This window comes from Streptomyces sp. NPDC054783, assembly GCF_053611725.1.
This window is the reverse complement of the sequence record NZ_JBSHAY010000024.1, coordinates 12,020-37,829: the sequence shown is the minus strand read 5'-3', so window position 1 is coordinate 37,829 and position 25,810 is coordinate 12,020. Positions and strand designations below refer to the sequence as shown.

The window sequence follows — 25,810 nt, the reverse complement described above, 5'->3', positions numbered from 1 at the left end:
TCCCTATCCTGCCTGGTCGTCCCGGAACAGCGTGAGGGCGGTGTTCACCAGCGCGATGTGACTGAAGGCCTGCGGGAAGTTGCCCAGGTGGCGGCCGTCGACGGGGTCGTACTCCTCGGCCAGCAGCCCCACGTCGTTGACCAGGCCCACCAACCGGTCGAACAGCTCCCGCGCCTCGTCCTTCCGGCCGGTCAGATGGAGCGCGTCGGCCAGCCAGAACGAGCAGGCCAGGAAGGCGCCCTCGCCGCCCGGCAGCCCGTCGACCACCGAGTCCTCGGTGTCGTACCGGCGCAGGAAACCGCCGTGCCCGAGGTCGTCGCGGACCGCGTCGACCGTGCCGACCACCCGCGGGTCGTCGGGCGGCAGGAAGCCGACGCGCGGGATGAGCAACAGCGCCGCGTCGAGTTCGCGGGAGCCGTAGTACTGGGTGAAGGTGTTGCGCTCGGGGTCGAAACCCTTCTCGCACACCTCCCGGTGGACCTCGTCGCGGAATCTGCGCCAGCCCTCCAGGTCGCCCTTGAGGTCCTTGTTCTGCTCCAGTGTCTTCACGGCCCGGTCGGCGGCCACCCACACCATCACCTTGGAGTGCACGAACTGCTGCCGGCCGCCGCGCACCTCCCACAGGCCCTCGTCCGGCTGCCGCCACGCCGACTCCAGGAACTGGATCAGGGCGCGCTGCATCGCCCACATGTGCGGCCGCGGGGGCAGGCCGGAGCTGCGGGCCAGCGCGAGGGAGTCCATCACCTCGCCGTACACGTCGAGCTGGAGCTGTTCGACGGCGCCGTTGCCGATGCGTACGGGGGCGGAGTCGGCGAAGCCGGGCAGCCAGGACAGCTCCATCTCCGGCAGCCGCCGCTCGCCCCCGACGCCGTACATGATCTGCAGGTCGGCCGGGGCGCCCGCGACCGCGCGCAGCAGCCAGTCGCGCCAGGCCGAGGCCTCGTCGTGGTAGCCGGCGTTGAGCAGTGCGCCGAGGGTGAGGGTGGAGTCGCGCAGCCAGCAGTACCGGTAGTCCCAGTTGCGCACCCCGCCCGGCTTCTCCGGCAGCGAGGTGGTCGCCGCGGCCACGATCCCGCCGGTCGGGATGTAGGTGAGGGCTTTGAGAGTGATCAGGGAGCGGACGACCACGTCCCGGTAGGGGCCCTGGTAGCAGCACTGCCGGGCCCAGCCCTGCCAGTCGGCGACGCTGCACTCCAGGCCTTCGAAGGGGTCGTTGAGCGGCGGGCGCTGCTCGTGCGAGGGGTGCCAGGTGAGCACGAACGCGACCCGCTCGCCCTCGGCGACGGTGAACTCCGAGTGGGTGCCGAAGTCCTCGCCCCAGGTGTGCACGGCCGGCTCGGAGCGCAGCCAGACCGAGTCCGGGCCCGCGACGGCCACCCGGTGCCCGTCCGCGCGGCGCACCCACGGCATGATCGAGCCGTAGTCGAAGCGCAGGCGCAGGGTGCTGCGGACGGTGACCCGGCCGCTGACGCCTTCGACGATGCGTACGACGTCGGGGGCCCGGTCGCGCTGTGGCATCAGGTCGGTGACCCGGACGGTGCCGTCCGGGGTTTCCCATTCGGTGTCGAGGACGAGGGTGTCTTGCCGGTAGGCGCGGCGCGTGCAGGTGTCCGCTCCCTCGGGGGCGATCCGCCAGTAGCCGTGGTCCTCGTCGCCCAGCAGCCGCGCGAAGCAGGCGCCGGAGTCGAAGCGGGGCAGGCACAGCCAGTCGATGGAGCCGTTCTTTCCGACCAGCGCGGCGGTCTGCTCGTCACCGATGAGTGCGTAGTCCTCGATGCGCGCGTTCACGGGATCCGGTTTCCCGGCGGGCCGGAGGGCCAATCAGGTGGTGCGCCGGGGGAGTGACGTGTTCCCCGTGGTGCTTCCGGGGGTGCCCGGTCACACCGTGACCGGAGCGCTCTCCTCCGGCTTCGCCTCCGCCGCGGCCTCCTCCCGGTCGCTGATCTCCCGGCGGACCAGGAACCACCAGCCGACCGGGACGCCCGCGGCGAACAGCCACCACTGGATCATGTACGCGTAGTTCAGCGGGGCGTCCTCGCTGCCGGGGTCGGAGATCTGCTCCGGGCCGCCCTTGGGCGTGGGCGCCGTCTGCTCGACGTAGCCGCCGAGCACCCGCGCGCCGAGCCGGTGCGCCTCCTCCGCGCTGTTGATCAGCATGATCTGCCGGTCGGGGAGGCCCTTGACGTTCTTGATGCCGCTCGCCGCGGTCGTCTCGTCGGCCATCAGCCGCCCGGTGATGGTGGTCCGGCCGGACGGCGGGGCGGGGATCTCCGGGAAGGCGGTCTGGGCGCCGTTCGCGGGGATCCAGCCGCGGTTGACGAGGAGGACCCTGCTGTCCGCGAGGACGAGCGGGGTGAGCACGTGGAAGCCGACCTCGCCGTCGGAGTTGGTCCGGCGCCGGACCACGACCTCCCTGGCGGTGTCGAAGGTGCCGGTCGCGGTGACCGTGCGGTACTTCTCGGTGCGGGTCACGGCGTGCCCGGGAGAGGACAGCCGCTCGACCGGGACGGGCTTGGCGTGCAGCGCCGAGGAGACCAGGTTGTTGCGCGCGGTGCGCTCCTCGTACCGGTGCTTCTGCCAGAAGCCCAGCCTGATCATCGTCGGGATCAGTGCGATCGCGACGAGGGTGAGGATGACCCACTGGCGGGACAACAGGAAGCGGTAGCGGTGCACCCCACGACGGTACATCCGGGCCGTGGGGTGCATTCGGGCGGGTACCGGGTCACACCCGGTCGACGATTCCCACCTTCCCCTCGGCGCGGGCGCAGTGAGCGCCGCAGTAGAACCGGCCGTCGGCCTCCACGCCCTGGCCGATGATCTGCACCCGGCAGTGCTCGCAGATGGGGGCCATCCGGTGGATCGCACAGGAGAAGCAGTCGAAGACGTGCACCGAGCCCTGTGCGTGGACCTCGAAGGTCATTCCGTAGTCATTGCCGCAAACTTCGCATTTCGCCATGCGCCACAGGGTGATCCGTCACCGATGCGTGGGCGAGCGGCTGCCGGGTGAGTCGTCCGGCAACCACCCGTTCGTACGATTACCTGCCGGTTCGGCGCTGCCTTCCGTGCCGCTATCCGTCGGCGGGCTCGACATCCCGCAGCAGCTGTCCGAAGGCGGCCTCGTCGACGACCGGTGTCCCGAACTGCCGCGCCTTGACCACCTTGGACGTGCCCGAGTCGGGGTCGTTGGTCACCAGCAGGCTGGTCAGCCGGGAGATGCTGGACGCCACGTGCAGACCGGCCTCGGTGGCCCGGTCCTCCAGCAGATCGCGCTCGACGGAGGTGTCCCCGGAGAAGGCCACCCGCATGCCCTGTTTGAGGCGTTTGCCGTCTTCATAGCGGCCCGGGTTGGGATGGGGGCATGCGGGCCTTTTGCGGGAGGGGCGCCAACTGTTCGGCCGGTAACCGCCGTAGCCGCCGTGTCCGCCGGTCGACTGCCGGGGCACCGGACGGTCCGACCACTCCGTCAGCGGCCGGCACTCCAGCAGCGGCAGCCGGACGCCGCCCGCCGCCGCGGCCCGCAGGCTCGGCCGGAACGCCTCCGCCAGCACGCGCGCGTCGTCCAGCGCGTGGTGCGCCCGCTGCTGTACGACGCCGTAGTGCGCCGCCAGCGACTCCAGCTTGAAGTTGGGCAGCGGCAGTCCCAGCTCTTTCGACAGCGCGATGGTGCACAGCCGCTGACGCACCGGCGCCTCGCGCTCCGCGCGCGCGTACTCCCGCGCGATCATCTGCCAGTCGAAGACGGCGTTGTGCGCGACCAGCACCCGGCCGTCCAGCCGGGCCGCGAACTCCTCGGCGATGTCCGCGAAGAGCGGTGCCCCTTCGAGCACCTCGCTCGTCAGACCGTGTATCCACACCGGGCCCGGATCGCGCTCCGGGTTGACCAGCGTGTACCAGTGGTCCTCGACCTCGCCGCGCTCGTCCAGCCGGTAGACCGCCGCCGAGATGATGCGGTCGTCCCGGGCCAGGCCGGTGGTCTCCACGTCAACAACCGCGTATCCGTTCGGATACGCGGCCGGCCACTGGGTGGGGGAGGACACTGCGGTCGCACGGTCTTCGAGCATGGTCATTGAGGATACGGGCCGCGACCGACACCGCTGACCTTCAGGTGCCGGTCCCGCCCGCGGACCCCGTCCGGGTGTGCGGGTGCCGCACACGCGTGCGTGTTCTGTCCACTTCGCCACGCGTGCGTGCCCGTGCCTGTGCCTCTCAGCCGGCCGAGTCGGACGGGCGGGTGGGCAGGGCCGGTGCCAACAGCGACCGCACCAGCGCTCGTACGGCCGTCACGAACAGCCGCTCGGTGTCCACCGGCCGGGCCAGCGCACGCGCCAGCGCCGGGTCGTCCCCGGCGGTCTCGGCGCTCCACAGCTCCTCCTCGCCGGGGCACTGCACGGGGGCCCGCTCCCGGTTGCGCTCCACCAGCACATGGCCGACGACCTGGAACTGCACGGCCCGCACGAACTCGGCCGCCCGCGCGCCGCGCAGCCCGGCCGCGTGCGCCTCGCGCACCAGGACCCGCTGCGCGGGCAGGAACATCCGCTCGGTCAGCCCCCGCTCGTGCACCAGCGCCACCAGGTGCGGATGGTCGCGCAGTTGCCGGCGCAGGTCGCGGGCGACGCCGACCACGCGCTGTTCGGGCGTGCGCCCCGACGGTCGGATCTCGCCGAGCTCGGCCACGGTCCGCTCCACGAGCGCGTCGAGCAGGGCCTCACGGCCGCCGACATGCCAGTAGATCGACGTCACGGCGGTGCCCAGCTCGGTGGCCAGCCTGCGCATGGTGAGGGCGTCCGGACCGGATCGCTTCACCAGGCCGGCGGCGGCGTCCAGCACCGCTTCCCGGGTCAGCGCACTTCTCGTCCCGCTCGTCATGATCCCCCCGACTCCCGTCCACACGCGTGTCTTTACCCCGCGCCAGGTCTGCTGTAACTGTGTTACAGGTGACGGTCCGTCAGGAGCGCTGGCTCCGTCAGAAGAAGGGCGGTACGGCCGATGGAACACGCACGCGTACGGTACGGCGCACGGACCGAGCGGGAGATCGCCGCGACGCGCGCCGCGAGCGCGCGGCTTCCCGGCATCTGGTCCACCGGTGTGGTGGCCGTCTGGGAGACCGACCCGGACTCGGTCGCCGCGGTCCTGCCTCCGCCCCTGAAACCCACCGGCAGTCCGCTCGTCCGGGTGAACATCAGCAAGGTCGGCCTGCCCGGATATCCGCTCGGTGCCGGCTCCGTCGCGGTCGCCGCCCTGCACGGCACGGTCGAGGGCTGGTACCCGCTGGTCATGCCGATGACCCACGAGCGCGCCCTCACCGGCGGGCGCGAGGTCTTCGGCGAGCCCAAGAAGCTCGGCGAGGTGACCGTCGAGCGCGACGGCGCGGGCGTGCACGCGTCGATGAGCCGGCACGGCATCGCGTTCGTCGAGGTCCGCGGCACGGTCGGCGCCGAGCTGCCGCTGCCGGAGCCGAGCAGCAGGACCGACTTCTACTTCAAGTTCCTTCCCGCCGTGGACGGTTCCGGCTTCGACACCGGTCCGGTGCTGGTCCACTGCGTGCGCCACGAGCGGGTGCGCCGGCTGGAGCGGGTGGCAGGGGACGTCCTCCTGCGCGAGTCGGCGTACGACCCCGTGGCCGACCTGCCGGTGCTGCACCTGCGCGAGATCACCGTCGGCGAGAAGACCAGCGACCAGAGCGGCCGGGTCGTCGAACGGGTCGACGCACAGGCCCTGTTGCCGTACGTCCACCAGCGCTACGACGACCCGCTGCAGATCCTCGACGGACCGCCGGAGTCCGCATCGCCCGAGGGGAGCGTGTGATGGACCTCAAGGCCGGACAGGTCGCCGTCGTCACCGGCGCGGCGAGCGGGATCGGGCTCGCGATGGCCCGGCGGTTCGCAGCCGAGGGCCTGAAGGTGGTCCTCGCCGACGTCGAGGCGGCCGCCCTGGACAAGGCCGCGGCCGACCTGCGCGCCGGGGGCGCCGACGTGCACGCGCGCGTGGTCGACGTCGGCGAGCGCGCCCAGGTCATGGAACTGGCCGACGCGGCGTACGACACCCACGGCGCCGTGCACGTCCTGTGCAACAACGCGGGCGTCGGCTCGGGCGCCGAGGGCCGGATGTGGGAGCACGACCCGAACGACTGGCGGTGGGCCTTCGCCGTCAATGTGTGGGGTGTCTTCCATGGTGTCCAGGCGTTCGTGCCCAGGATGATCAAGTCGGGTCAACCCGGTCACGTGGTCAATACGTCCTCCGGCGACGGCGGTGCCGCGCCCCTCCCGACCGCCTCCGTGTACGCGGTGACCAAGGCGGCCGTCGTCACCCTGACAGAGTCCCTGTACGCGCACCTGAGGGCCGAGCACGCCCGCGTGGGCGCCTCGGTGCTCTTCCCGGGCCCCCACATGCTGCGCACCGGCCTGTGGGAGTCGCACCGCAACCGCCCCGCCCGCTACGCCAAACAGCGCCCGCGCAGGACGCCGTACCGCAGCCTCGACCAGTGGGAGGCGGCGATGCGCGCGGCCGGCCAGGAGGTCCGTTTCACGCCGGTGGAGGAGGTCGCCGGCCTCGTCGTGGACGGCATCCGCGCCGACCGCTTCTGGCTGCTGCCGGCGAGCGAGCACAGCGACGCGCAGATCCGCGCCCGGGCCCGGTCGATGCTGGACCGGGCGAACCCGTCGTACCTCGAAAGCTTCGTCCTGGACTGAACCGAGAGGAGGCCCTGGTGAGCGCATACGACGACCCGTACCTGATCATCTCCTCCGACTGCCACGCCGGACTGCCCACCGAGGAGTACCGGCCCTATCTGGAGTCCCGTTTCCACCGGGACTTCGACGCGTTCCTCGCGGGCCAGGGCCGGCGCCGCGAGGAGATGACCCGGCTCGGCATCCGCAACGAGGCCTTCGCCGACGAGTGGTTCCGGGCCAACGAGGAAGGCCTGCGCGGCGGCTGGGACACGGGACAGCGCCTCAAGGAGCTCGACGGGGACGGTGTGGCCGCCGAGGTGGTCTTCCCGGACGCCGACGCCGTCGACAGCCGCACCGCCGCCCCCTTCGGCGTGGGCCTCGGCCTGAGCGGCGACCAGGACCCGGAGCTGGGCATGGCGGGCGCCCGCGCGCACAACCGCTGGCTCGCGGACTTCGTCTCCGCACACCCCGAACGGCACTGCGCAGTCGCCCTGCTGCCGGTCACGGCCCCCGTCGAGCAGGTCGTCGCCGAGATCCACCGGGCCCGGGAGTCCGGCCTCGGCGCCCTGATGATCCCGGCCATGTGGGCGGACAAGGAGCCCTACCACGACCGCCGTTACGACCCCGTGTGGGCGGCCGCCGCCGAGTGCGGCATGCCCGTGCTCACCCACTCGGGCGCCGCCCCGCGCGAGGAGTACGGCGACCACCTCGGCATCTATGTGAGCGAGGTGACCTGGTGGCCGGCCCGGCCGCTGTGGTTCCTGCTCTGGTCCGGCGTCTTCGAACGCCACCCCGGCCTGCGCTTCGGTATCGCCGAGTCCGGCTGCTGGTGGCTGCCGAACCTGCTGTGGTTCATGGACCGCCTCTACCTCGGCGCGCACGGCGGCAAGAAGCTCTCCCCGTTCGAGGAACTGAAGCGCCCGCCGCACGAGTACCTGGACCGGCAGGTGTTCGTCTGCGCCACCAACACCAAGCGGCGCGAACTGGCCCAGCGCTACGAGATCGGCGTCGACAACATCCTCTGGGGCAGCGACTTCCCGCACCCCGAGGGCACCTGGCCCGACACACGCGCGTGGCTGCGCCGTACCTTCCACGACATCCCCGTCACCGAGACGCGCCGGATGCTCGGCCTCGCCGCGGCCGAGGCCTTCGGCTTCGACGTGGACAAGCTCGCCCCCCTGGCCCGCCGCATCGGGCCGACCCCCGCCGACCTCGGCCAGCCGGCCGGCCAGGCGGCCGTCGAGGCGTCCTGGGCGCGCTCGCGCGAGACGGGCCGGCACTGGCTGACCGATCACGACTTCCCGATGCTGGGGACCGAACCCGGCTCTCGCGCAGGGGGAGCGCCCGCATGAGCGACGACCGGTACACCGTCATCTCCGCCGACTGCCACGCCGGCGCCGACCTGCTGGACTACAGGCCCTACCTGGAGAAGCGGTACCACGACGACTTCGACGTCTGGGCCGCCACCTACGTCAACCCCCACGAGGACCTGCTCGCCGACTCCGCCGACCGCAACTGGAACTCCGAGCGGCGCCTCGCCGAGCTGGAGGCGGACGGGATCGTGGCGGAGGTGATCTTCCCGAACACCATCCCGCCGTTCTTCCCGTCGGGCTCCCTGATGGCCCCGCCGCCCGGCGCCGAGGACTTCGAGCGGCGCTGGGCGGGCCTGCGCGCCCACAACCGCTGGCTCGCCGACTTCTGCGCCGCCGCGCCGGGCCGCCGGGCGGGTGTCTTCCAGATCCTGCTCGGCGATGTCGAGGAGGCCGTCAAGGAGATCCGGTGGGCCGCTTCGGCGGGCCTGAAGGGCGGCCTGATGCTGCCCGGCACCCCGCCCGGCTCGGGGCTGCCCGAGCTGTACTCGCGGACGTACGACCCGATCTGGGCCACGTGCGCGGAACTCGGCGTCCCGGTCAACCACCACGCCGGCTCGGCCTCCCCGCCGCTCGGCGAGGAACCGGCCGCACGCGCGGTGTTCATGGTGGAGACGACCTGGTTCTCCCACCGCGCCCTGTGGCACCTGGTCTTCGGCGGCGCCTTCCGCCGGCACCCCGGGCTGAAACTCGTCCTGACCGAACAGGGCTCGGGCTGGATCCCCGGGGTGCTCGGCATGCTGGACTACTACCACGGCCGCCTGGTCTCTGCAGCCACGAAGGCCGGGACCGCCGAGGCCAGGTTCGGCGCCGGTCTGGCCGCCGGCATGGGCGCCGCCCCCTCGCAGGTGTGGCGGGACAACTGCTTCGTCGGCGCCAGCTTCATGCGCCCGCACGAGGTGCCGCTGCGGGACCGCATCGGCGTCGACAAGATCATGTGGGGCAGCGACTACCCGCACGACGAGGGCACCCATCCCTACACCCGCGAGGCCCTGCGCGTCGCCTACGCGGGCGTGCCGCGCGAGGAGGCCGCGGCCATGCTCGGCGGCAACGCCGCCCGCGTCTACGGCTTCGACCTCGCCCTCCTCGACCCCCTCGCGGCGAAGGCGGGCCCCACGGTGGCGGAGGTCGCCGAGCCCCTGACGCAGCCACCGGCGGACGCGACCAGCCCGGTGTTCGCTCGGGGGGCCTCACTGCGGGTGTGGTGAGGTGGAGGTGGCAGCCCCGGGAGTGCGATCCTCCCTGCTGTGACGGAACCCACCCACGAAGAGGCCCACGGGGGCGCGCTCGGCTCGCGGCTGAACTGGCTGCGGGCCGCCGTGCTCGGCGCGAACGACGGCATCGTCTCCACCGCGGGCATCGTCGTCGGCGTGGCCGGTGCGACCCAGAGCCGGTCCGCCCTGCTCACCGCCGGACTGGCCGGCCTGCTCGCCGGGTCGATGTCCATGGCGGCCGGCGAGTACGTCTCCGTCTCCACCCAGCGCGACTCCGAGATGGCCGCGCTGGCCGTGGAGAAACGGGAACTGCGCGAGCAGCCGGAGGCCGAGCTGCGGGAGCTGACCACGCTGCTGGAGGAACGCGGACTGTCCCACGAGGTGGCCCGGGAGGCCGCCGAGCAGCTCACCGCGCGGGACCCCCTGAAGGCCCACGCGCGCGTGGAGCTCGGCATCGACCCGGAGGAGCTGACCAACCCGTGGCACGCGGCCTGGGCGAGCTTCCTGGCCTTCACGGTGGGCGCGCTGCTGCCGCTGCTGGCCATCGTCCTGCCCCCGGCCGGCTGGCGGCTCGTCGTCACCGTCGTCTCCGTCCTGGCCGCGCTCGTCCTCACCGGCTGGAAGAGCGCCCGGCTCGGCGCGGCGGACCCGAAACGCGCGGTGCTGCGCAACGTGGTGGGCGGGGCGCTCGCGATGGGGGTCACCTACGCGGCGGGCAGCCTGCTGGGCGCGGCGGGCGTCTGAGGCGCCGGCCGGCCGGCTGGCCCTGGGCGCGCAGGCCGGGCCGGTGACGGCGTACCGTGAGTGCGCTCGACCACCCCCTGAGCGCTCCGCACCGACCCGCACGAGAAGGACCCTCGCCATGCGCGCCACCACCATCCACGCCCCCTACGACATGCGTGTGGAGGAAGTCCCCGAGCCCGTGGTGCAGCTGCCCACCGACGCGGTGGTGCGGGTGCTGCGCGCCTGCATCTGCGGCAGCGACCTGTGGGCCTTCCGGGGCGAGGCGGCCCGGCAGCCGGGGCAGCGCATCGGACACGAGTTCCTCGGGATCGTCGAGGAGACCGGTTCCGAGGTGAGCACCGTCAGGCGCGGTGACCTGGTGGTCGCGCCGTTCATGTGGTCCGACGGCGTCTGCGACTACTGCCGCGAGGGCCTGACGACGTCCTGCGAGCACGGCGGTTTCTGGGGCTCCGTCGGCTACGACGGCGGCCAGGGCGAGGCCGTGCGCGTGCCCTTCGCCGACGGCACCCTCGTCCAGCTCCCCAAGGACGCGGCCTCCGACGACCACCTGCTGTCCGCCCTGCTGACCCTCTCCGACGTCCTCGGCACCGGCCACCACGCCGCCCTCGGCGCGGGCGCCCGCCCCGGCGCCACGGTCGCCGTCGTCGGCGACGGCGCGGTCGGCCTGTGCGCGGTGCTGGCCGCCAAGCGGCTGGGCGCCGAGCGGATCATCGCGCTCGGCCGGCACGAGGTCCGCACCGACATCGCGCGCGGCTTCGGGGCCACCGACGTTGTCGCCGTGCGCGGGGACGCGGCCGTGGAAGCCGTCCGTGAGCTCACCCGCGGCCAGGGCGCGCACGCCGTTGTGGAGGCCGTCGGCACCGAGCAGTCGATGCGGACGGCCGTCGACATCACCCGCGACGGCGGCGCGATCGGTTTCGTGGGCGTGCCGCACGGCAGCGGCACCGGCCTCGACCTCGGCGTCATGTTCGACCGGAACATCGCCCTGCGCGGCGGCGTCGCCCCCGTCCGCGCCTACATCCCGGACCTGCTCCCCGACGTCCTCGACGGCACGATCGACCCCTCGCCGGTGTTCGACATGACGGTGGACATCGAAAGCGTGCCCGAGGGCTACAAGGCGATGGACGAGCGCACCGCCCTCAAGGTCCTGGTCACCAACGACCGGTGACGAGCTAGGTCCAGCGGATCGGCAGCGGCAGCGCCGTGAGCAGCCCCGAGACCGCGACGACCGCGCCCAGGGCGATCACCTCGGCCCGCGCGGGCGCGCACGCGGTCAGCGGGTCGGCGGCACGGCGCAGCCGGATCCGCGCCCACAGGGCGAGCAGCGCGACGGCGGCGACCAGGATCACCTTGGCCAGCAGGGTGCGTCCGTACGCCGTCGTCGTCAGCTGGTCCAGGACCGTGGCCGACGGCATACGCCGCAGCGAACTGCACACGCCCGTCGCGGCGACGGCGGCGAGCAGGACGGCGGCCACGCGCGCGTAGAGGCCGAGCAGCGCGGCCCCGGCGGGGTTGCCGCGCCACAGCCCGATCAGCCGCAGGGCGTGTAGCAGACCGCCGGTCCACAGCGCCGCGCACGTCAGGTGCACCAGCGTCAGGACCGAGCCGGTCAACGGGCTCTGTTCGGTCGTGGGGTGGGCGCGCAGCGCCTCCGCGACCACCACCGCGGCCAGCGGCCACACCTGGGCCGCCGGACGGCGCAGGAACGCGCACAGGGCCGCCGGCAGAAAGGCGTTGACCTCCAGCAGGGCCAGCCGGCCGTCGCGGGAGCCGTACAGGCCGCCGACGTCGATCTGGCCGAGACTGTGTGGGACCAGATTGCCCGCGGACACCACCGAGGCGAGCGCCAGCGCGGCGACGAAACCGGCGGCGGTGGCCAACGGGGCCCAGCTGCGGGGCCGTTCGGGCGGGGCACCGGGCAGGCGCCGGGCGAGCCGGTGCACGAACAGCTCGCCGAGGGGCACGCTCAGGCCGGCGAACAGCACCGCGCGCAGCAGCCCGATGCCGCCGGCTCCCGGCGCGGCGGCCTCCCCGGTGCCGTGCAGCGCCGCCGACGGCCCGAGCAGCGGGATCAGGGCGCCCAGCGCCACCAGGGCCAGGAGGGCGACGGCCCGGCCGGTGCCGGACCGCCGGGCGGGGTCCTCCTCGCCGGTCGCCTCGGCGGTCGGCCGTATCGAGCTCACCCCGTGATCTTCGCCAGCCGCCGCAGAGCCGGGCAAGTCCCGGAAAACAAGTGGCAGTACGGAATTCCACGCATACATGCGTTTCCGGCCGCCCGTGCGCTCACCTGCTTCCGGCCGAGCGCGCTCACCGCCAGCGGGCGCTGTCCGACCCCCACGGCACCGGAGGCCGCGCCCAGTCGGCGGGGCCGCCCGCGAAGGACACGGGAGGCAGCGCGTGCCGCAGCCGCCCGAGCGGGCCGTCCGTCTCGGCCAGCCAGGCGTCCGGGCCCTCGTACGGCGCACCCGTGGCCGCGGTCGGCCGGATCCCGTCGGTCAGCCAGCGCGCGGTCCGGGCCAGCGCCAGCCGCACGAGGCGGCCGCCCCCGTCGTACGACTGCTCGGTCAGCGCCCGCAGTACGGCCGCCGCCAGGAGGTAGCCGGTGCCGTGGTCCAGCGCCTGCGCGGGCAGCGCGCCGGGCTCCTCGGCCGAGCCCTCGGTGGCCGCGATGCCGGTCGCGACCTGCACCAGGCTGTCGAATCCGCGCCGCCCGCCCCAGGGGCCGTACGCGCCCCACGCCGAGACCTGTGCCACGACCAGTCCGGGCCGGCGCGCGAACAGCGCCTCCGGCGTGAGCCCGAGCCGGTCGAGGGCGCCCGGCCGATAGCCGGTGACGACGACGTCGGCCGCGGCCAGCAGCTCCTCGAAGGTGTCGCGGTCGGCGGTGAGATCGAGCGTCGCCGACCGCTTGCCGAAACCCGTGTCGGCCTGCTGGTCGGGGAGTTCGGGCAGCCAGGGGGCGTCCACGCGGAGTACGTCCGCGCCGAGCAGGGCGAGGGTGCGGGTGGCGACTGGGCCGGCCAGGACCCGGGTCAGGTCCAGCACGCGCAGCCCGGCGGCGGGCAGCAGGGCAGCGGCGGCGGGATCGAGCGGGCTGAGCACACGCGCGTGCGTGGAGCCGAGGCGTTCGCGCTCGACCAGCGGGCGTGCGGCCACCTCGGCGGCCTGCTCGGTGGCCGCCCACTCCTTCGGGCTGCGCAGGGACACCGCGAGGCCGCCGGCGCCGTAGACCGCCTCCTCGACGTCCAGCGCGGGGCGCTCGGCGATGCGGTCGGCCACCGCCTCCGCCGAGGCGTCCTCCGGCAGGCCCAGTGCGCCGAGCAACCGGGCCCGGTGGTGCGGGTAGTTGGCGTGGGTGCGCACCCAGGCGTCGGCCGTCCGCCAGAACCGCGACAGGGGTGCGAAGGCGACCGGCGTGCGCCCGTCCACCCGGAGCAGGCGCTCGCTGTGGAACGCGGCGGCGACCGCGCCGTCGTCGACGCGGACGCCGGGCAGCTCGGCGAGTCCGGCCCGACGCGTCCCCAGCTCCGCGGCGGCCAGCGCGCAGGCGCCGACGCAGGCACGGGCGAGCTCCCGTACGGGAAGGCGCGCCTCGAGCACGCCCTCCCGCACCACGGTGGTGAGCCGCGCGAGGTGGGCGGGGTCGCCGCCCAGCGCGGACCAAGCGAACTTGATAGCAGTCATGACTGCACTATGCAGTATTGACTGAATCAATACTCAGGGGACGGGTCCGGCCCTACTTGGTCACCGCGGCCAGCGCGTCCACCGTGCCGAAGCCGTAGAAGCCGTTGACGCGCTTGCCGCCGACGCAGGTCGCGTCCACGACCCCGTCACCGTCGCCGTCGTAGGGACCGCTCGGGCAGCCCGGGTTGTCCGCCTCGGCCTTCAGCAGGGCCTGCAGCTGGTCCGGAGTGGCGTTCGGATGCGCCGACTTCAGCAGCGCGGCCACCGCGGCCACGTGCGGGGAGGCCATCGAGGTGCCCTGGAGGAAGCCGTACTGGTCGTTCGGCAGCGTGGACAGGATGCGGCCGTTCTTCGACGGCGTGTCCGGGATCTGGTACTTGTCGCCGCCCGGCCCCGCCACGTCGATCACGCCCTGGCCGTAGCTGGAGTAGTACGACTTGGCGCCCTTCACGCCCACCGCGCTCACGGTCACCACGCCGGGCAGCTGGGTCGGCACGTCGAAGCACTCGTGCGGGTCGACCGTGCGGGTCGTGGCAGTCGAGTCGTCGGGGCTGGAGTCGTCCAGGAGCGCGTGCGCGTCCAGGTCGTCGTTGGAGTTGCCCGCGGAGGCCACATTGAGCGTGCCCTTGCGCTGTGCATACATCTGTGCCCTGTTGACCGCGTCAACGATGGCCCGTTGATCCGGATCGTCCATGCAGTTGTACAGCCACGGATCAACGTAGTAGCTGTTGTTGGTGATCTGGATGCCGTGGTCGGCGGCGAACACGAAGGCGCAGACCACGCTCTCCGGGTAGAACAGCTGCGTCGAGTCCGGCTGGGCCACCGTGATGCTCGCGACCCTCACGCCCGGCGCCACACCGGCCACGCCTGTGCCGTTGCGGGCCGCGGCTATCTCACCGGCCACATGGGTGCCGTGGTAGTGGCCGGCGTCCGCCGGGCGCCACGCGCCGTAGGTCGTATCCGCTTTGCCGCTCACGCAGTTCGCCGACTGGGAGGCGGAGAAGTTCGGGGCTATGTCCGGGTGGGTGTCGTCCACGCCCGTGTCGATGACACCGACGGTCACGCTCCTGCTGCCCGGGTTGATCCGCGCGGCCCGGTCGGCGCCGATCGCCCGCAGGTCCCACTGGTCCGCCTCGAGCGGCTCCTCGCCCGGGGCCGCGGCCCGGGCGAGCTGCGCGGCCTCCGCCTTCGACAGGACCTGCACCGCACCCTCGTCGGTCGTCCCCGCGGCACTCAGCGGCGCGGTACGCGTCGCGCCCGCCGAGTCCACCCCGCGCACCGCACGCATCCGCGCGGCGAAGTCCGCCGTCGCGGAGTGGACGACGATCACACCGATCCTGTCGTAACTGGCCACCACCGAACCGCCGTTGCGGACGATCTCCCGCTGCACGGACTCGATCGTGCGGTGATCCGTACGGGTGTTGACCACGTACGCGAGGTTCGGTCCGTCGCCCGCCGCCCGCACCTCCCGCGCCGTGCCGGGAGCCGCGGAGGCCGCCGCCGGCAGCAGGCCGAGCGAGGCGGTCAGCGACAGCACGACGGGCACGGCGAGCGCGAGCCGGCGTCTGGAACGCAGATGAACCATGGGATCTCCACTTCATCCGGATACGAAACCGCCCGAGACACAGATGGTGCTCGGGCAGGTACATGACGCGTGGTGCAGGCAGAAGCTAACCCCACGACTCACCGCACAGCAATGTCTTGGCAATGGCTCGACAAGACCGCTTGCGAAACAACTCATAGGACTTGAACCGGTCCTCGCGTGGCGCCGTGGACCTTGGGCGGGGAGCGCCAGCACCATCGAGCCCCCGTTCGTCATCGCTTCCGCAACGCGAGGAGACTCCGTGGCCACCGAGACACCACCGCCCGCCACACCGGGGGCCCCACTTCCCACCACCGAGGAGTTCGCCGAGGTGCAGCAGAGCGCGGAATTCGGTGAACTGCGCCGCGCCCACCGCTCGTTCGCCTTCCCGCTGGCCGTCGCCTTCACCGCCTGGTACCTGCTGTACGTGCTGCTCTCCAACTACGCGGGCGGCTTCATGGGCACCAAGGTGGCCGGCAACGTCAACGTGGCCCTCGTCCTGGGCCTCGCCCAGTTCCTCACCACCTTCCTCATCGCCTGGTGGTACGCACGGCACGCCGCCGCGAAGCTCGACCCCAAGGCGGAGGCCATCAAGTCCCGGATGGAGGGCGGCGCATGAGCCCCGCGATCACGCTGGCCGCAGGCGAGGCGAGCGACCACCGGACGCTGATCACCACCCTGTTCGCGGTGTTCGTCGCCGCGACCCTCGTCATCACCGTCTGGGCGGGCCGCCAGACGAAGAACGCCGCCGACTTCTACGCCGGCGGACGCCAGTTCACCGGCTTCCAGAACGGCCTCGCCGTCTCCGGCGACTACATGTCCGCCGCGTCCTTCCTCGGCATCGCCGGCGCCATCGCCCTGTTCGGCTACGACGGCTTCCTGTACTCCATCGGCTTCCTCGTCGCCTGGCTCGTCGCCCTGCTCCTGGTCGCCGAACCCCTGCGCAACTCCGGCCGCTACACCATGGGCGACGTGCTGGCCTACCGCATGCGCCAGCGCCCGGTCCGCACGGCCGCCGGCACCTCCACGATCGTGGTCTCGATCTTCTACCTGCTGGCCCAGATGGCGGGCGCGGGCGTCCTCGTCTCGCTCCTGCTCGGCATCACCAGCGACGGCGGCAAGATCGGCATCGTCGCCCTGGTCGGCGTCCTGATGATCGTCTACGTCACCATCGGCGGCATGAAGGGCACCACCTGGGTACAGATGGTCAAGGCGGTCCTGCTGATCGCCGGCGCCCTGCTGCTGACCTTCCTGGTCCTGCTGAAGTTCCACTTCAACATCTCCGATCTGCTCGGCCGGGCCGCCGACAACAGCGGCAAGGGCTCGGCGTTCCTGGAGCCGGGCCTGAAGTACGGCGCCACCGGCACCACCAAGCTGGACTTCATCTCGCTCGGCATCGCCCTGGTCCTGGGCACCGCGGGCCTGCCGCACATCCTGATCCGCTTCTACACGGTCCCGAGCGCAAAGGCCGCCCGGAAGTCGGTCATCTGGGCGATCGGCCTGATCGGCGCCTTCTACCTGATGACCCTCGCCCTGGGCTTCGGCGCCGCCGCGCTGATCAAACCCGACGAGATCATCGCCTCCAACAAGGCGGGCAACACCGCGGCACCCCTCCTGGCGCTGCATCTGGGCGGCGTCCACTCCGACTGGGGCGCGATCCTGCTCGCCACCATCTCGGCCGTCGCCTTCGCGACGATCCTGGCGGTCGTCGCGGGCCTCACCCTGGCCTCGTCGTCCTCCTTCGCCCACGACATCTACGCCAACGTCATCAAGAAGGGGCAGGCCACCGAGAAGCAGGAGGTCGGCGCGGCCCGCTGGGCCACCGTCGGTATCGGCGCGGTCTCGATCGTCCTCGGCGCCCTGGCCCGCGACCTGAACGTGGCCGGCCTGGTCGCCCTCGCCTTCGCGGTCGCGGCCTCCGCCAACCTGCCGACCATCCTCTACAGCCTGTTCTGGAAGCGGTTCACCACCTCGGGCGCCCTGTGGTCGATCTACGGCGGCCTGGTCACCGCGGTCGGCCTGGTGCTGTTCTCCCCGGTGGTCTCCGGCAGCCCCGCCTCGATGTTCCCCGACGCCGACTTCCACTGGTTCCCGCTGGAGAATCCCGGCATCATCTCCATCCCGGTCGGATTCCTGCTCGGCGTCGTGGGCACCCTGCTCTCCAAGGAGGTCCCGGACGCCGGCAAGTACGCCGAACTGGAGGTGCGGTCCCTGACCGGCACCGGAGCGCACTGACATTCGTACGACGGCCGCGTCGTGAGGGGACTGTACGGTCCTACGATGCGGCCGTGCCGGACCTCGTCGGATCGGGCCGCTGTCGTTGTCAGTGGTGTCACGTAGGCTCTCAGTGACAGGAAACAAGTGCTTGGCATCGAGGGAGGGGGCCCACGTGCTCATCGACACCTACGGCCGGGTGGCCACCGACCTGAGGGTCTCGCTGACCGATCGGTGCAACCTTCGCTGCACTTACTGCATGCCCGAGGAGGGCCTGCAGTGGCTGGCCAAGCCCGACCTGCTCACCGACGACGAGATCGTCCGCCTCGTCGACATCGCCGTGCGCACGCTCGGCATCGAGGAGGTCCGCTTCACCGGCGGCGAGCCCCTGCTGCGCCCCGGCCTGGTCGGCATCGTCGAGCGCGTGGCGGCCCTCGCCCCCCGCCCGCAGATCTCCCTGACCACCAACGGCATCGGCCTCAAGCGCACCGCGACCGCGCTGAAGGCGGCAGGCCTGGACCGGGTCAACGTCTCCCTGGACACCCTGCGCCCCGACGTCTTCAAGACCCTGACCCGCCGCGACCGCCACAAGGACGTCCTCGAAGGCCTGCGGGCCGCCCGCGAGGCCGGTCTGACTCCCGTCAAGGTCAACTCGGTCCTGATGCCGGGCATGAACGACGACGAGGCCCCCGACCTGCTGGCCTGGGCCGTGGAGCACGACTACGAACTGCGGTTCATCGAGCAGATGCCGCTGGACGCCCAGCACGGCTGGAAGCGCGAGGGCATGGTCACCGCCGGGGACATCCTGGCCTCCCTGCGCACCCGCTTCGACCTCACCCCGGAGGGCGCCGACGCGCGCGGCTCGGCCCCGGCGGAGCGCTGGCTGGTGAACGGCGGCCCGCACCGGGTCGGCGTCATCGCCTCGGTCACCCGCCCCTTCTGCGCGGCCTGCGACCGCACCCGCCTCACGGCCGACGGGCAGATACGGACCTGTCTGTTCGCCACCGAGGAAACCGACCTCCGCGCAGCCCTGCGCTCCGGCGCCCCGGACGAGGAGATCGCCCGCATCTGGAAGCTGGCGATGTGGGGAAAGAAGGCGGGAGCGGGCCTGGACGACCCGTCGTTCGTGCAGCCGGACCGACCGATGTCGGCGATCGGCGGCTAGGCCCCTCCGGGATCCTGCCAGTCGGCGAACTTCACGACGTCCTTCAGGAAGCCCCGCACCCCGAGGAACTGCGACAGATGCTCGCGATGCTCCTCGCACGCCAGCCACGTCTTGCGCCGCTCCGGCGTGTGGATCTTCGGGTTGTTCCACGCCAGCACCCACACGGCATCGGCACGGCAGCCCTTGGCGGAGCAGATCGGGGTCTCGTCACTCACAGGTTCGTCTCGGGTTCGTCGTACAGAAAGGGCCCGAACAAGGCGACGCCGAGCAGCCACGGGGGGAGCTGCCCGGCGTCGGTCCGTCGCTCCGACGGGGGATGCGGAGCGCGTACGCAGTATGTCACGGTTACCCCGTCGCCCGGCACTGGAACTACACGATTGATCTGAGCTTTTCTTGAGCTTGTCGGGCGGCGGTGTTCCGCTTCCGGCGTATCCGTCGTGCTCACGTTGGGCCGGCGCGCTCACCACGCGCGCCCGTCGGATGAGCCGCCGCGTCCTTCGGAACGGATTCCGTCTGCGCCTCCTCCGCCGCCGGCGGCGGCGTGATCATCGGCCGTGTCGGCGCGGTGATGAACGTCGAGGGAAGGGACGGCGGCCGCTCCCGGCCGGCGTTCGCGATCACCACGGCCACATAGGGGAGCAGCGCTCCGGCGACGAGCGCGACGATGGCGACATACCGCTCGACGTTCCACAGGGAGACCGCGAGGATCACCGACACCGTGCGGATCGTCATCGAGATGACGTACCTCCGCTGCCGGCCCCGTACGTCCTCGGCGAGTCCCGTCCGGGCCCCGGTGATCCGGAACACCTGGGCGCTGCCGCCGTGCTGTTTCCGCATCACATTCCACCATCCGCCCGCTTCGGCTCACCCCGACCTCCTTACGTTACGCCGCGGCTGCGCCGCCCACGAGACCGGGTCGCCCGCTGTCTGCGGTAACGGCACCGGCCGTGCCGCGCACGGGGGAACCCGACATGCGCCGTACGGCCCACCCACCCAGACTGGCCGTAATGCTCACGTCGAGCCGTACGAGGAGGCAGCCATGGGCTGGTTGTGGGCGATCATCGTGGGATTCGTGCTGGGTGTCATAGCCAAGGCGGTCATCCCGGGCAAGCAGCACAGCCCCCTCTGGCTGACCACCATCTGCGGCATGCTCGGCGCCATCGTGGGCAACGCGGTCGCCGGCGCCATCGGCGTCGCCGCGACGCCCGGCATCGACTGGACCCGGCACGCCTTCCAGCTGGTGGCCGCGATCATCATCGTCGCGGCCGTGGACGCCCTCTACATGGCGACGCTGGGCAAGAGGAAGCAGGAGAGGGCCGGTGCGTGAGAGCGCCCCGTAAGGGGGCGCGGCGAACTGCGCGACAAGCCACGACGAAGCCGCAGCCCGCTGCGCAACCCACGCCCCCACGGCGCTAAGCGGAAACAACCTCCACTGCGGCAAGGTTCTTCTTCCCCCGCCGCAGCACCAGCCACCGCCCGTCCAGCAGATCCTCGGAGGAGGGCACCGCATCCTCGGAGGCCACCTTCACGTTGTTCACGTAGGCCCCGCCCTCCTTCACCGTCCGCCGCGCAGCGGACTTGCTGGCGACGAGCCCGACCTCGGCGAACAGGTCGACCACCGGACGCAGTTCGGCGACCTCGATGTGCGGCACCTCGGACAGCGCCGCGGCCAACGTCCGACCGTCCAGCTCCGCCAGCTCACCCTGCCCGAACAGGGCACGGCTCGCGGCGATCACGGCGGCCGTCTGGTCGGCGCCGTGCACCAGCGTCGTCAGCTCCTCGGCGAGCGCCCGCTGCGCGGCCCGGGCCTGCGGCCGCTCCTCGGTCTGCCGCTCCAGCTCCTCGATCTCCTCCCGGGACCTGAAGCTGAAGATGCGCAGGAACTTCGAGACGTCACGGTCGTCCGCGTTGACCCAGAACTGGTAGAACGCGTACGGCGTGGTCATCTCGGGGTCGAGCCACACCGTGCCGGACTCGGTCTTGCCGAACTTGGTGCCGTCCGCCTTGGTGATCAGCGGGGTGCCCAGCGCGTGCACCACGGCGTTCTGCTCCACCCGGTGGATCAGGTCCGTGCCCGAGGTGAGGTTGCCCCACTGGTCACTGCCGCCGGTCTGCAGCGTGCAGCCGTACCGCCGGTACAGCTCCAGGAAGTCCATGCCCTGCAGGATCTGGTAGCTGAACTCGGTGTAGCTGATTCCGGCGTCGGAGTTGAGCCGCCGGGCGACGGCCTCCTTGGCGATCATCTTGTTGACCCGGAAGTGCTTGCCCATGTCCCGCAGGAACTCGATGGCCGACATGCCCTGGGTCCAGTCCAGGTTGTTGACCATGATCGCCGCGTTCGGGCCCTCGAAGTCCAGCAGCGGGGCGATCTGCGCGCGCAGCCGCTCCACCCACTGGGCGACGACCTCCGGAGAGTTCAGCGTCCGCTCGGCGTTCGGCTTCGGGTCACCGATCAGACCGGTGGCGCCTCCGACCAGGCCCAGCGGGCGGTTGCCCGCCTGCTGGATCCGGCGCATGGTCAGGATCTGCACGAGGTTGCCGAGGTGCAGGCTGGGCGCGGTCGGGTCGAAGCCGCAATAGAACGTGACGGGGCCGTCCGCGAACGCCTTGCGCAGTGCGTCCTCGTCCGTGGAAAGGGCGATGAGCCCCCGCCACTTCAGCTCGTCGACGATGTCCGTCACGGTTCTCGTATCTCCTTGATGGTCCTCGGGCAGTCGAGCGACTACCGCCTACGAGGTTATACGCCCTGACTGACAGAGCTCATATTGAAGTCGGGCACCCGCAGGGCGGGCATCGCAGCCCTAGTGAACCAGTCGCTCCACTCCCTCGGCAGCGTCTTTTCCGTGCGCCCCGCCTCCGTGGCCCGCCGCAGCAGGTCCACCGGCGACTCGTTGAACCGGAAGTTGTTCACCTGCCCGGTCACCTCGCCGTTCTCCACGAGGTAGACACCGTCCCGGGTCAGGCCCGTGAGCAGCAGCGTCGCCGGGTCGACCTCGCGGATGTACCACAGGCAGGTCAGCAGCAGCCCGCGCTCGGTGCCCGCGACCATCTCCTCCAGGGAGCGGTCGCCCCCGCCGTCCAGGATCAGGTTCCCCAGCACCGGGGCCACCGGCAGTCCGGTCAGGCCCGCGCTGTGCCGGGTCGTCGGCAGGTGCTTGAGCACACCCTCGCCGACCCACTCCGTCGCGTGGGTCGGCAGCCCGTTGTCGAACACGGACTGGTCCCCGCCGGAGGAGTGGGCGACCACGAAGGGCGGGCACTCCAGGCCCGGCTCGTTCGGGTCGCTGCGCAGCGTCAGCGGCAGCTCGGCGAGCTTCTCGCCCACGCGCGTGCCGCCCCCCGGCCTGGAGAACACCGTCCGGCCCTCGGCCGCGTCCCGGCCCGAGGCCGACCACAGCTGGTAGATCAGCAGGTCCGCGACGGCCGTGGGCGGCAGCAGCGTCTCGTAGCGGCCGGCGGGCAGCTCCACGCGCCGCTCGGCCCAGCCCAGCCGTACGGCCAGCTCGGCGTCGAGCGCCCCGGGGTCGATGTCCTTGAAGTCCCGCGTGGAACGGCCCGCCCAGGCCGAGCGCCGGCGGTCGGGCGACTTGGCGTTCAGCTCCAGCGTGCCGGTCGGCTGGTCATGGCGCAGGCGCAGCCCGGTGGACGTGCCCAGGTAAGTCGACACCAGCTCGTGGTTGGCGAAGCCGTACAGCTCCCGGCCGCCCGCACGCGCGCGTGCGAACGCCTCGCCGAGCGCCGGGGCGAAGTCGGCGAACACCGCGGAGGAGGTCTCGGCGGGCGCGTCCGTGAAGTCCGGCGACTGCGGCACATCGCCGACCAGCGGCTGCGCGTCCTCGGCGGGCCCCGCACCGCGCGCGGCGGTCTCGGCGGCCCACACCAGCGGCTCCAGCTCCTGAGGGGTGACCGCCGAGCGGGACACCACTCCCGAGGCGGTGCCCTCCTTGCCGTCCACGGTCGCGATCACGGTGAGCGTACGGCCGCGCGTCACGCCGTTCGTGGTGAGCGCGTTGCCCGCCCAGCGCAGGTTGGCGGTGGAGTGCTCGTCGGCGATGACGACACAGCCGTCGGCCCGGGAGATCGCGAGCGCCTGCTCGACGATCTCGTGCGGCTTGTTCGTGCGGGCGCTCATCGACCGGCCTCCTGGGTCGTGTTGAGGATGTTGACGGACCTGAAGAGGGCGGACGGGCACCCGTGCGACACGGAGGCCACCTGCCCCGGCTGGGCCTTGCCGCAGTTGAAGGCGCCGCCGAGGACGTAGGTCTGCGGACCGCCCACGGCCGCCATGGACCCCCAGAAGTCGGTGGTCGTGGCCTGGTAGGCCACGTCCTTCAGCTGCCCGGTGATCCGGCCGTTGTCGATCCTGAAGAAGCGCTGGCCGGTGAACTGGAAGTTTTCCGCAGGGTCGGGGGGCATACCTCTCTGATCGGCGTTTGTGCAGGTCAGGCGGTTATTCACGGTCTGCCCTCAATCCCTGTTCATACGGGTTGAAACCGGACTGTACGGGGTCTGGTGATGACTTGGTGTCGACCTCCGGGGCCGCCTGGGAGAGCGCCGAGATGGACCACTGGAAGCGGCACTGCGGATCAATGCAGAGACTACCCATCGGGTGCTTGGCGTGGCGCAGTGTTTCTCGCCAGAGCGAGAGCGAGGCTTGCCCTGACCAGGGAAGTTCGATCGGTCATGCTCGGATCTGCGAGTACCGTGTAGCTACAGGAACCCGCTCCAGAGTGACCTGAGTGCGGTATATTTCTTCCTGTCGAATCGGGGTGGGTAGGATTGCAGCCATCCCGTACAACACTGAAGGGCCCGATCCGGGCAGCACCCCGAATCAAGCCCTCCAGCGCAGTTCACAAGCCCGGTCGCCTAGGTGTCGACCGGGCTTTGTGCGTTGCAGCCCTGTCGCGACCGTACTCGTGTGTGGGGCCGCTAGCGCACAAACTGCCCCACAGTGGCGATGATCGCCACGACGAGTCCTGCTACGGCTAGGTAAACCTGCCACTTATCGGCATTGCTCCACCTTCCCGTGCGGGACTTCGTATCGCCTTCATCACTCACTGTTCCTCCTCGTTCCTCAGGAGCCCCGTTGACGATCCGTCAGCGAGGTTCCCGCGGAACGCGGAGCGCGCCCCCCCGCGGCCCCACCGACGGACCGTCAGCGGCGTCCTCGGGGGATGCGGAGCGCGTACGAAGTATGTCACGGGTAACTCATCGCCCGGCACCGGAACCACATGATTGATCTGAGCTTTTCTTGAGCTTGCGCGGCAGGTGACCTGCGACTTCGGCGGGTCTCTGGTCAAGTGAGGCCTCTGCGCGAGCCCGTCCGGGAGGGCTGCTGGGGTGTCATGAAGGCGGTGAATTCGACGTATGGATGCACCTTCGGCGCTGCCTATTTGCGCACGTCGTTGATGCCGTTGCCTGGGATGCGCGACCTTGCAAGACGCTGGGCGGCGGGCGATGTAGGGGAGGACCAGTCCGAGGACCAACGCCACGATCGCGACGTGCCGTTCGACGTTCCACAGCGAGGCCGCGACAATCACAGACGCCGTGCGGATCGACATCGAGATGACGTACCGGCGCTGCCGACCGCGCACGTCCTCGTCGAGGCTCGCCCGAGCCCCGGTGATCCGGAACACCTGGCTCTTGCCGCCGCCATGCTGCTTCCGCATCACATTCCACCGTCGCCTGCATGGATGCGTGTCTCGCCGTACGCTCGAATCATGAGTGCCGACATTGGCAAACGGCTTCAGGAAGTACGAAAGCGACGCGGCCTGACGCAACGTCAGCTAGCGAGTGAGTCCGGCGTATCCCTGTCTTTGATCAGGAAGCTGGAGCAGGGAGAGCGGGCTGACACGCGCCTGGAGACCGCTCGCCAGCTGGCACAGGCGCTCAGGGTGCCGACTACGAACCTCATCGCCGATCACGAGGAAGAGCAGCAGGCGGCGCCAGGGGCTGGTGATCGCTGGGAGGCTGTCCGGAGTGCGCTCGTGGCTCCTGTGCGGGCGGATGGGGTGGCCGAAGAGCCGACCGTGACAGGCGTACAAGAAGCCCTGGAGTCGGCGCTCCCGCTCTTCTCCGGTGATCGTTTCGCAGAGCTGAGTGTGATCCTTCCGCCCTTGCTGCGGGATGCTGATCTCATCGCAGAGAGCGGTCCCGAGGGGCGTGCTGTGCGTGTGCGGCTGTCGCAGTTGACTGGCTGGCTTCTCACCCAGACGAGACAGTTCGATGCGGCGGACGTCGCCTTGTCCCGGTCCCTGGAGGAGTCCTCGGACCGGCTTCAGGCAGCGGCGACAGTTAGCACACAGTGCTGGCTCCTGCTGCGGCGTGGTCGGCTGGCTGAGGCGCGGGAACTGGCGACCCGGTGGGCGGACGAGGTCGAGCCCCGCATCTCGCGGGCGACTCCAGCGGAGCTGAGCGCATGGGGCTGGTTGCTACTGCGGGCCTCCGCTGCGGCGATCCGGGACAACCGGCCCGGCGAGGCCGAGGATGCCTTGCGCTACGCCAACTCGGCAGCGGTGGCGATGGGGCGGGAGTTCGCTCCGCGTGACGACTTCTTGCAGGCGTTCGGCCCGGTCACGGTGACCTTGAAGCGTGCCGAGAACGCAATGATCGTCGACAAGCCGGACTTGGTCCTCAAGCTCTCGGCGCGCATCCCGACCGGCGGCATGCGGCCCACTTCCAACAACCGCAACCGTCACCTCCTCGACGTGGCAGAGGCGCATGCTCGCTCGCGCGACTACGTGAAAACGGTCGAGGTCTTGCAGCGCATCCGGGCGGACGCTCCTCAGTGGCTGCCTAACCAACGCTACGCGCGGGACATCTTCGGCCGAGTGATCGCGCGTCGGCGCACCCTCACGCAGGAGATGCGGGACCTGGCTGACGCAATCGGCGTACCGGTGTGACTCGGTGTGGCACTTCGGGCTGGCCCCCCATCAAAGTGCCATTGAGGTGTGTTCCTGCCGTTACATAGCGTCATATGCATGGCGACCCAAGGTAGAGCAGCAGAGACAGCTGTCCGTGAGCGCATCACCACGGTCGATGCCGACGCACGACAGTGGGAGTACACGACCTATGCCCCGGCCGGTGAGACGTGCCCGGCGTGCGGAAAGCTGATCAAGAGCCTTGAGAGCTGTCGTCGGGGGATGCTGGCTCGCCGGGACTCGTCTCCG

General features: G+C 71.3%; 23 protein-coding genes and 2 pseudogenes. 11 read left to right on the top strand and 14 right to left on the bottom strand.

The genetic code is table 11. The annotated features are described in order from the left end of the window. Positions 1–3: 3 nt before the first annotated feature. The 5 genes from ACWGJ5_RS32540 to ACWGJ5_RS32520 all read right to left on the bottom strand — a co-directional run bounded on the left by ACWGJ5_RS32540 (position 4) and on the right by ACWGJ5_RS32520 (position 4,866). Positions 4–1,788 carry a glycoside hydrolase family 15 protein gene (locus tag ACWGJ5_RS32540; RefSeq protein ID WP_453313207.1) on the bottom strand — a complete coding sequence of 595 codons (1,785 nt, stop codon included), beginning with the start codon at positions 1,786–1,788 and terminating at the stop codon, positions 4–6. Positions 1,789–1,878: 90 nt separating this feature from the next. After that, positions 1,879–2,688 (bottom strand): SURF1 family cytochrome oxidase biogenesis protein, encoded by an 810-nt coding sequence (locus tag ACWGJ5_RS32535; RefSeq protein WP_453313206.1) that lies wholly within the window; start codon positions 2,686–2,688, stop codon positions 1,879–1,881. Positions 2,689–2,722: 34 nt separating this feature from the next. After that, a complete protein-coding gene (locus tag ACWGJ5_RS32530) occupies positions 2,723–2,956 on the bottom strand; it encodes a hypothetical protein (RefSeq protein WP_153535354.1) in 234 nt (77 codons plus the stop codon). Between the two features lie 112 nt (positions 2,957–3,068). Further along, a complete protein-coding gene (locus tag ACWGJ5_RS32525) occupies positions 3,069–4,061 on the bottom strand; it encodes a DEDDh family exonuclease (protein WP_453313205.1) in 993 nt (330 codons plus the stop codon). A 145-nt stretch (positions 4,062–4,206) separates the two neighbouring features. Further along, positions 4,207–4,866 (bottom strand): TetR/AcrR family transcriptional regulator, encoded by a 660-nt coding sequence (locus tag ACWGJ5_RS32520; protein WP_453313204.1) that lies wholly within the window; start codon positions 4,864–4,866, stop codon positions 4,207–4,209. Positions 4,867–4,986: 120 nt separating this feature from the next. Between ACWGJ5_RS32520 and ACWGJ5_RS32515 the strand changes: the two genes are divergently transcribed. The 6 genes from ACWGJ5_RS32515 to ACWGJ5_RS32490 all read left to right on the top strand — a co-directional run bounded on the left by ACWGJ5_RS32515 (position 4,987) and on the right by ACWGJ5_RS32490 (position 11,164). Further along, on the top strand, positions 4,987–5,805 hold the full coding sequence (locus tag ACWGJ5_RS32515) for an acetoacetate decarboxylase family protein (RefSeq protein WP_453313203.1): 819 nt from the start codon (positions 4,987–4,989) through the stop codon (positions 5,803–5,805). Beyond that, complete coding sequence (locus tag ACWGJ5_RS32510; protein ID WP_453313202.1) at positions 5,805–6,689, top strand: SDR family NAD(P)-dependent oxidoreductase; 885 nt, start codon at positions 5,805–5,807, stop codon at positions 6,687–6,689. The genes ACWGJ5_RS32515 and ACWGJ5_RS32510 overlap by 1 nt, the downstream gene beginning before the upstream one ends. A gap of 17 nt (positions 6,690–6,706) precedes the next feature. Further along, positions 6,707–8,020 carry an amidohydrolase family protein gene (locus tag ACWGJ5_RS32505; RefSeq protein ID WP_453313201.1) on the top strand — a complete coding sequence of 438 codons (1,314 nt, stop codon included), beginning with the start codon at positions 6,707–6,709 and terminating at the stop codon, positions 8,018–8,020. Then, positions 8,017–9,246, top strand: coding sequence for an amidohydrolase family protein (locus ACWGJ5_RS32500; protein ID WP_453313200.1), 1,230 nt, complete (start codon positions 8,017–8,019; stop codon positions 9,244–9,246). The genes ACWGJ5_RS32505 and ACWGJ5_RS32500 overlap by 4 nt, the downstream gene beginning before the upstream one ends. Positions 9,247–9,285: 39 nt before the next feature. Continuing rightward, a complete protein-coding gene (locus ACWGJ5_RS32495) occupies positions 9,286–9,996 on the top strand; it encodes a VIT1/CCC1 transporter family protein (protein ID WP_453313199.1) in 711 nt (236 codons plus the stop codon). A gap of 118 nt (positions 9,997–10,114) precedes the next feature. Beyond that, a complete protein-coding gene (locus tag ACWGJ5_RS32490; protein WP_453313198.1) occupies positions 10,115–11,164 on the top strand; it encodes a zinc-dependent alcohol dehydrogenase family protein in 1,050 nt (349 codons plus the stop codon). Between the two features lie 4 nt (positions 11,165–11,168). Here ACWGJ5_RS32490 and ACWGJ5_RS32485 read toward each other — a convergent pair whose 3' ends face one another. The 3 genes from ACWGJ5_RS32485 to ACWGJ5_RS32475 all read right to left on the bottom strand — a co-directional run bounded on the left by ACWGJ5_RS32485 (position 11,169) and on the right by ACWGJ5_RS32475 (position 15,265). Continuing rightward, on the bottom strand, positions 11,169–12,179 hold the full coding sequence (locus tag ACWGJ5_RS32485) for a CopD family protein (protein WP_453313197.1): 1,011 nt from the start codon (positions 12,177–12,179) through the stop codon (positions 11,169–11,171). Positions 12,180–12,303: 124 nt separating this feature from the next. Further along, entirely contained in the window at positions 12,304–13,680 is a 1,377-nt protein-coding gene (locus ACWGJ5_RS32480) for a CoA transferase (protein WP_453313196.1), read from the bottom strand. A 52-nt stretch (positions 13,681–13,732) separates the two neighbouring features. Further along, positions 13,733–15,265: a S8 family peptidase gene (locus tag ACWGJ5_RS32475; protein ID WP_453313195.1), complete on the bottom strand. Its 1,533-nt coding sequence runs from the start codon at positions 15,263–15,265 to the stop codon at positions 13,733–13,735. A gap of 259 nt (positions 15,266–15,524) precedes the next feature. On the opposite strand from ACWGJ5_RS32475, the gene ACWGJ5_RS32470 reads away from it, so the two are divergent. The 3 genes from ACWGJ5_RS32470 to moaA all read left to right on the top strand — a co-directional run bounded on the left by ACWGJ5_RS32470 (position 15,525) and on the right by moaA (position 18,641). Next, positions 15,525–15,881, top strand: a complete 357-nt coding sequence (locus ACWGJ5_RS32470) for a DUF485 domain-containing protein (RefSeq protein WP_228623903.1) — start codon at positions 15,525–15,527, stop codon at positions 15,879–15,881. Then, positions 15,878–17,497 (top strand): solute symporter family protein, encoded by a 1,620-nt coding sequence (locus ACWGJ5_RS32465; protein ID WP_453313194.1) that lies wholly within the window; start codon positions 15,878–15,880, stop codon positions 17,495–17,497. The genes ACWGJ5_RS32470 and ACWGJ5_RS32465 overlap by 4 nt, the downstream gene beginning before the upstream one ends. 154 nt (positions 17,498–17,651) lie before the next feature. Then, positions 17,652–18,641: a GTP 3',8-cyclase MoaA gene (gene moaA / locus ACWGJ5_RS32460; RefSeq protein WP_453313193.1), complete on the top strand. Its 990-nt coding sequence runs from the start codon at positions 17,652–17,654 to the stop codon at positions 18,639–18,641. Here the strand turns inward: moaA and ACWGJ5_RS32455 are convergent. Continuing rightward, positions 18,638–18,856 (bottom strand): hypothetical protein, encoded by a 219-nt coding sequence (locus ACWGJ5_RS32455; RefSeq protein WP_453313192.1) that lies wholly within the window; start codon positions 18,854–18,856, stop codon positions 18,638–18,640. The two genes, moaA and ACWGJ5_RS32455, sit on opposite strands and share 4 nt — an antisense overlap. Positions 18,857–19,082: 226 nt before the next feature. After that, positions 19,083–19,478 (bottom strand): DUF3099 domain-containing protein, encoded by a 396-nt coding sequence (locus ACWGJ5_RS32450; protein ID WP_453313191.1) that lies wholly within the window; start codon positions 19,476–19,478, stop codon positions 19,083–19,085. 202 nt (positions 19,479–19,680) lie between these two features. Between ACWGJ5_RS32450 and ACWGJ5_RS32445 the strand changes: the two genes are divergently transcribed. Beyond that, a complete protein-coding gene (locus ACWGJ5_RS32445; RefSeq protein WP_453313190.1) occupies positions 19,681–19,968 on the top strand; it encodes a GlsB/YeaQ/YmgE family stress response membrane protein in 288 nt (95 codons plus the stop codon). An 85-nt stretch (positions 19,969–20,053) separates the two neighbouring features. On the opposite strand, the gene tyrS is transcribed toward ACWGJ5_RS32445, so the two are convergent. From tyrS to ACWGJ5_RS32425, 4 genes and pseudogenes are all read right to left on the bottom strand, one after another. Continuing rightward, positions 20,054–21,322: a tyrosine--tRNA ligase gene (tyrS, locus tag ACWGJ5_RS32440; RefSeq protein ID WP_453313189.1), complete on the bottom strand. Its 1,269-nt coding sequence runs from the start codon at positions 21,320–21,322 to the stop codon at positions 20,054–20,056. A gap of 56 nt (positions 21,323–21,378) precedes the next feature. Next, positions 21,379–22,773 carry a metallopeptidase TldD-related protein gene (locus ACWGJ5_RS32435; protein ID WP_453313188.1) on the bottom strand — a complete coding sequence of 465 codons (1,395 nt, stop codon included), beginning with the start codon at positions 22,771–22,773 and terminating at the stop codon, positions 21,379–21,381. Then, positions 22,770–23,036, bottom strand: a pseudogene (locus ACWGJ5_RS32430) (metallopeptidase TldD-related protein); the annotation flags it as partial. The gene ACWGJ5_RS32435 and the pseudogene ACWGJ5_RS32430, both read right to left, overlap by 4 nt. A 1,058-nt stretch (positions 23,037–24,094) precedes the next feature. Next, positions 24,095–24,310: pseudogene (locus tag ACWGJ5_RS32425) on the bottom strand (DUF3099 domain-containing protein); the annotation flags it as partial. Here ACWGJ5_RS32425 and ACWGJ5_RS32420 point away from each other — a divergent pair. Next, positions 24,296–25,543 (top strand): helix-turn-helix domain-containing protein, encoded by a 1,248-nt coding sequence (locus tag ACWGJ5_RS32420; RefSeq protein WP_453313187.1) that lies wholly within the window; start codon positions 24,296–24,298, stop codon positions 25,541–25,543. The pseudogene ACWGJ5_RS32425 and the gene ACWGJ5_RS32420 overlap by 15 nt on opposite strands. Positions 25,544–25,810 lie beyond the last annotated feature (267 nt).

Excerpts from the sequence above, each read along its gene's own strand:
- ACWGJ5_RS32500 (WP_453313200.1), top strand. The coding sequence starts at position 8,017 with ATGAGCGACGACCGGTACACCGTCATCTCCGCCGACTGCCACGCCGGC.
- ACWGJ5_RS32465 (WP_453313194.1), top strand. The coding sequence starts at position 15,878 with ATGAGCCCCGCGATCACGCTGGCCGCAGGCGAGGCGAGCGACCACCGG.
- ACWGJ5_RS32420 (WP_453313187.1), top strand. The coding sequence starts at position 24,296 with ATGCTGCTTCCGCATCACATTCCACCGTCGCCTGCATGGATGCGTGTC.
- ACWGJ5_RS32535 (WP_453313206.1), bottom strand. The coding sequence starts at position 2,688 with ATGTACCGTCGTGGGGTGCACCGCTACCGCTTCCTGTTGTCCCGCCAG.
- ACWGJ5_RS32490 (WP_453313198.1), top strand. The coding sequence starts at position 10,115 with ATGCGCGCCACCACCATCCACGCCCCCTACGACATGCGTGTGGAGGAA.
- ACWGJ5_RS32525 (WP_453313205.1), bottom strand. The coding sequence starts at position 4,061 with ATGCTCGAAGACCGTGCGACCGCAGTGTCCTCCCCCACCCAGTGGCCG.
- ACWGJ5_RS32510 (WP_453313202.1), top strand. The coding sequence starts at position 5,805 with ATGGACCTCAAGGCCGGACAGGTCGCCGTCGTCACCGGCGCGGCGAGC.
- ACWGJ5_RS32475 (WP_453313195.1), bottom strand. The coding sequence starts at position 15,265 with ATGGTTCATCTGCGTTCCAGACGCCGGCTCGCGCTCGCCGTGCCCGTC.
- ACWGJ5_RS32520 (WP_453313204.1), bottom strand. The coding sequence starts at position 4,866 with ATGACGAGCGGGACGAGAAGTGCGCTGACCCGGGAAGCGGTGCTGGAC.
- ACWGJ5_RS32445 (WP_453313190.1), top strand. The coding sequence starts at position 19,681 with ATGGGCTGGTTGTGGGCGATCATCGTGGGATTCGTGCTGGGTGTCATA.
- ACWGJ5_RS32530 (WP_153535354.1), bottom strand. The coding sequence starts at position 2,956 with ATGGCGAAATGCGAAGTTTGCGGCAATGACTACGGAATGACCTTCGAG.
- ACWGJ5_RS32435 (WP_453313188.1), bottom strand. The coding sequence starts at position 22,773 with ATGAGCGCCCGCACGAACAAGCCGCACGAGATCGTCGAGCAGGCGCTC.
- ACWGJ5_RS32515 (WP_453313203.1), top strand. The coding sequence starts at position 4,987 with ATGGAACACGCACGCGTACGGTACGGCGCACGGACCGAGCGGGAGATC.
- ACWGJ5_RS32450 (WP_453313191.1), bottom strand. The coding sequence starts at position 19,478 with ATGCGGAAACAGCACGGCGGCAGCGCCCAGGTGTTCCGGATCACCGGG.
- ACWGJ5_RS32480 (WP_453313196.1), bottom strand. The coding sequence starts at position 13,680 with ATGACTGCTATCAAGTTCGCTTGGTCCGCGCTGGGCGGCGACCCCGCC.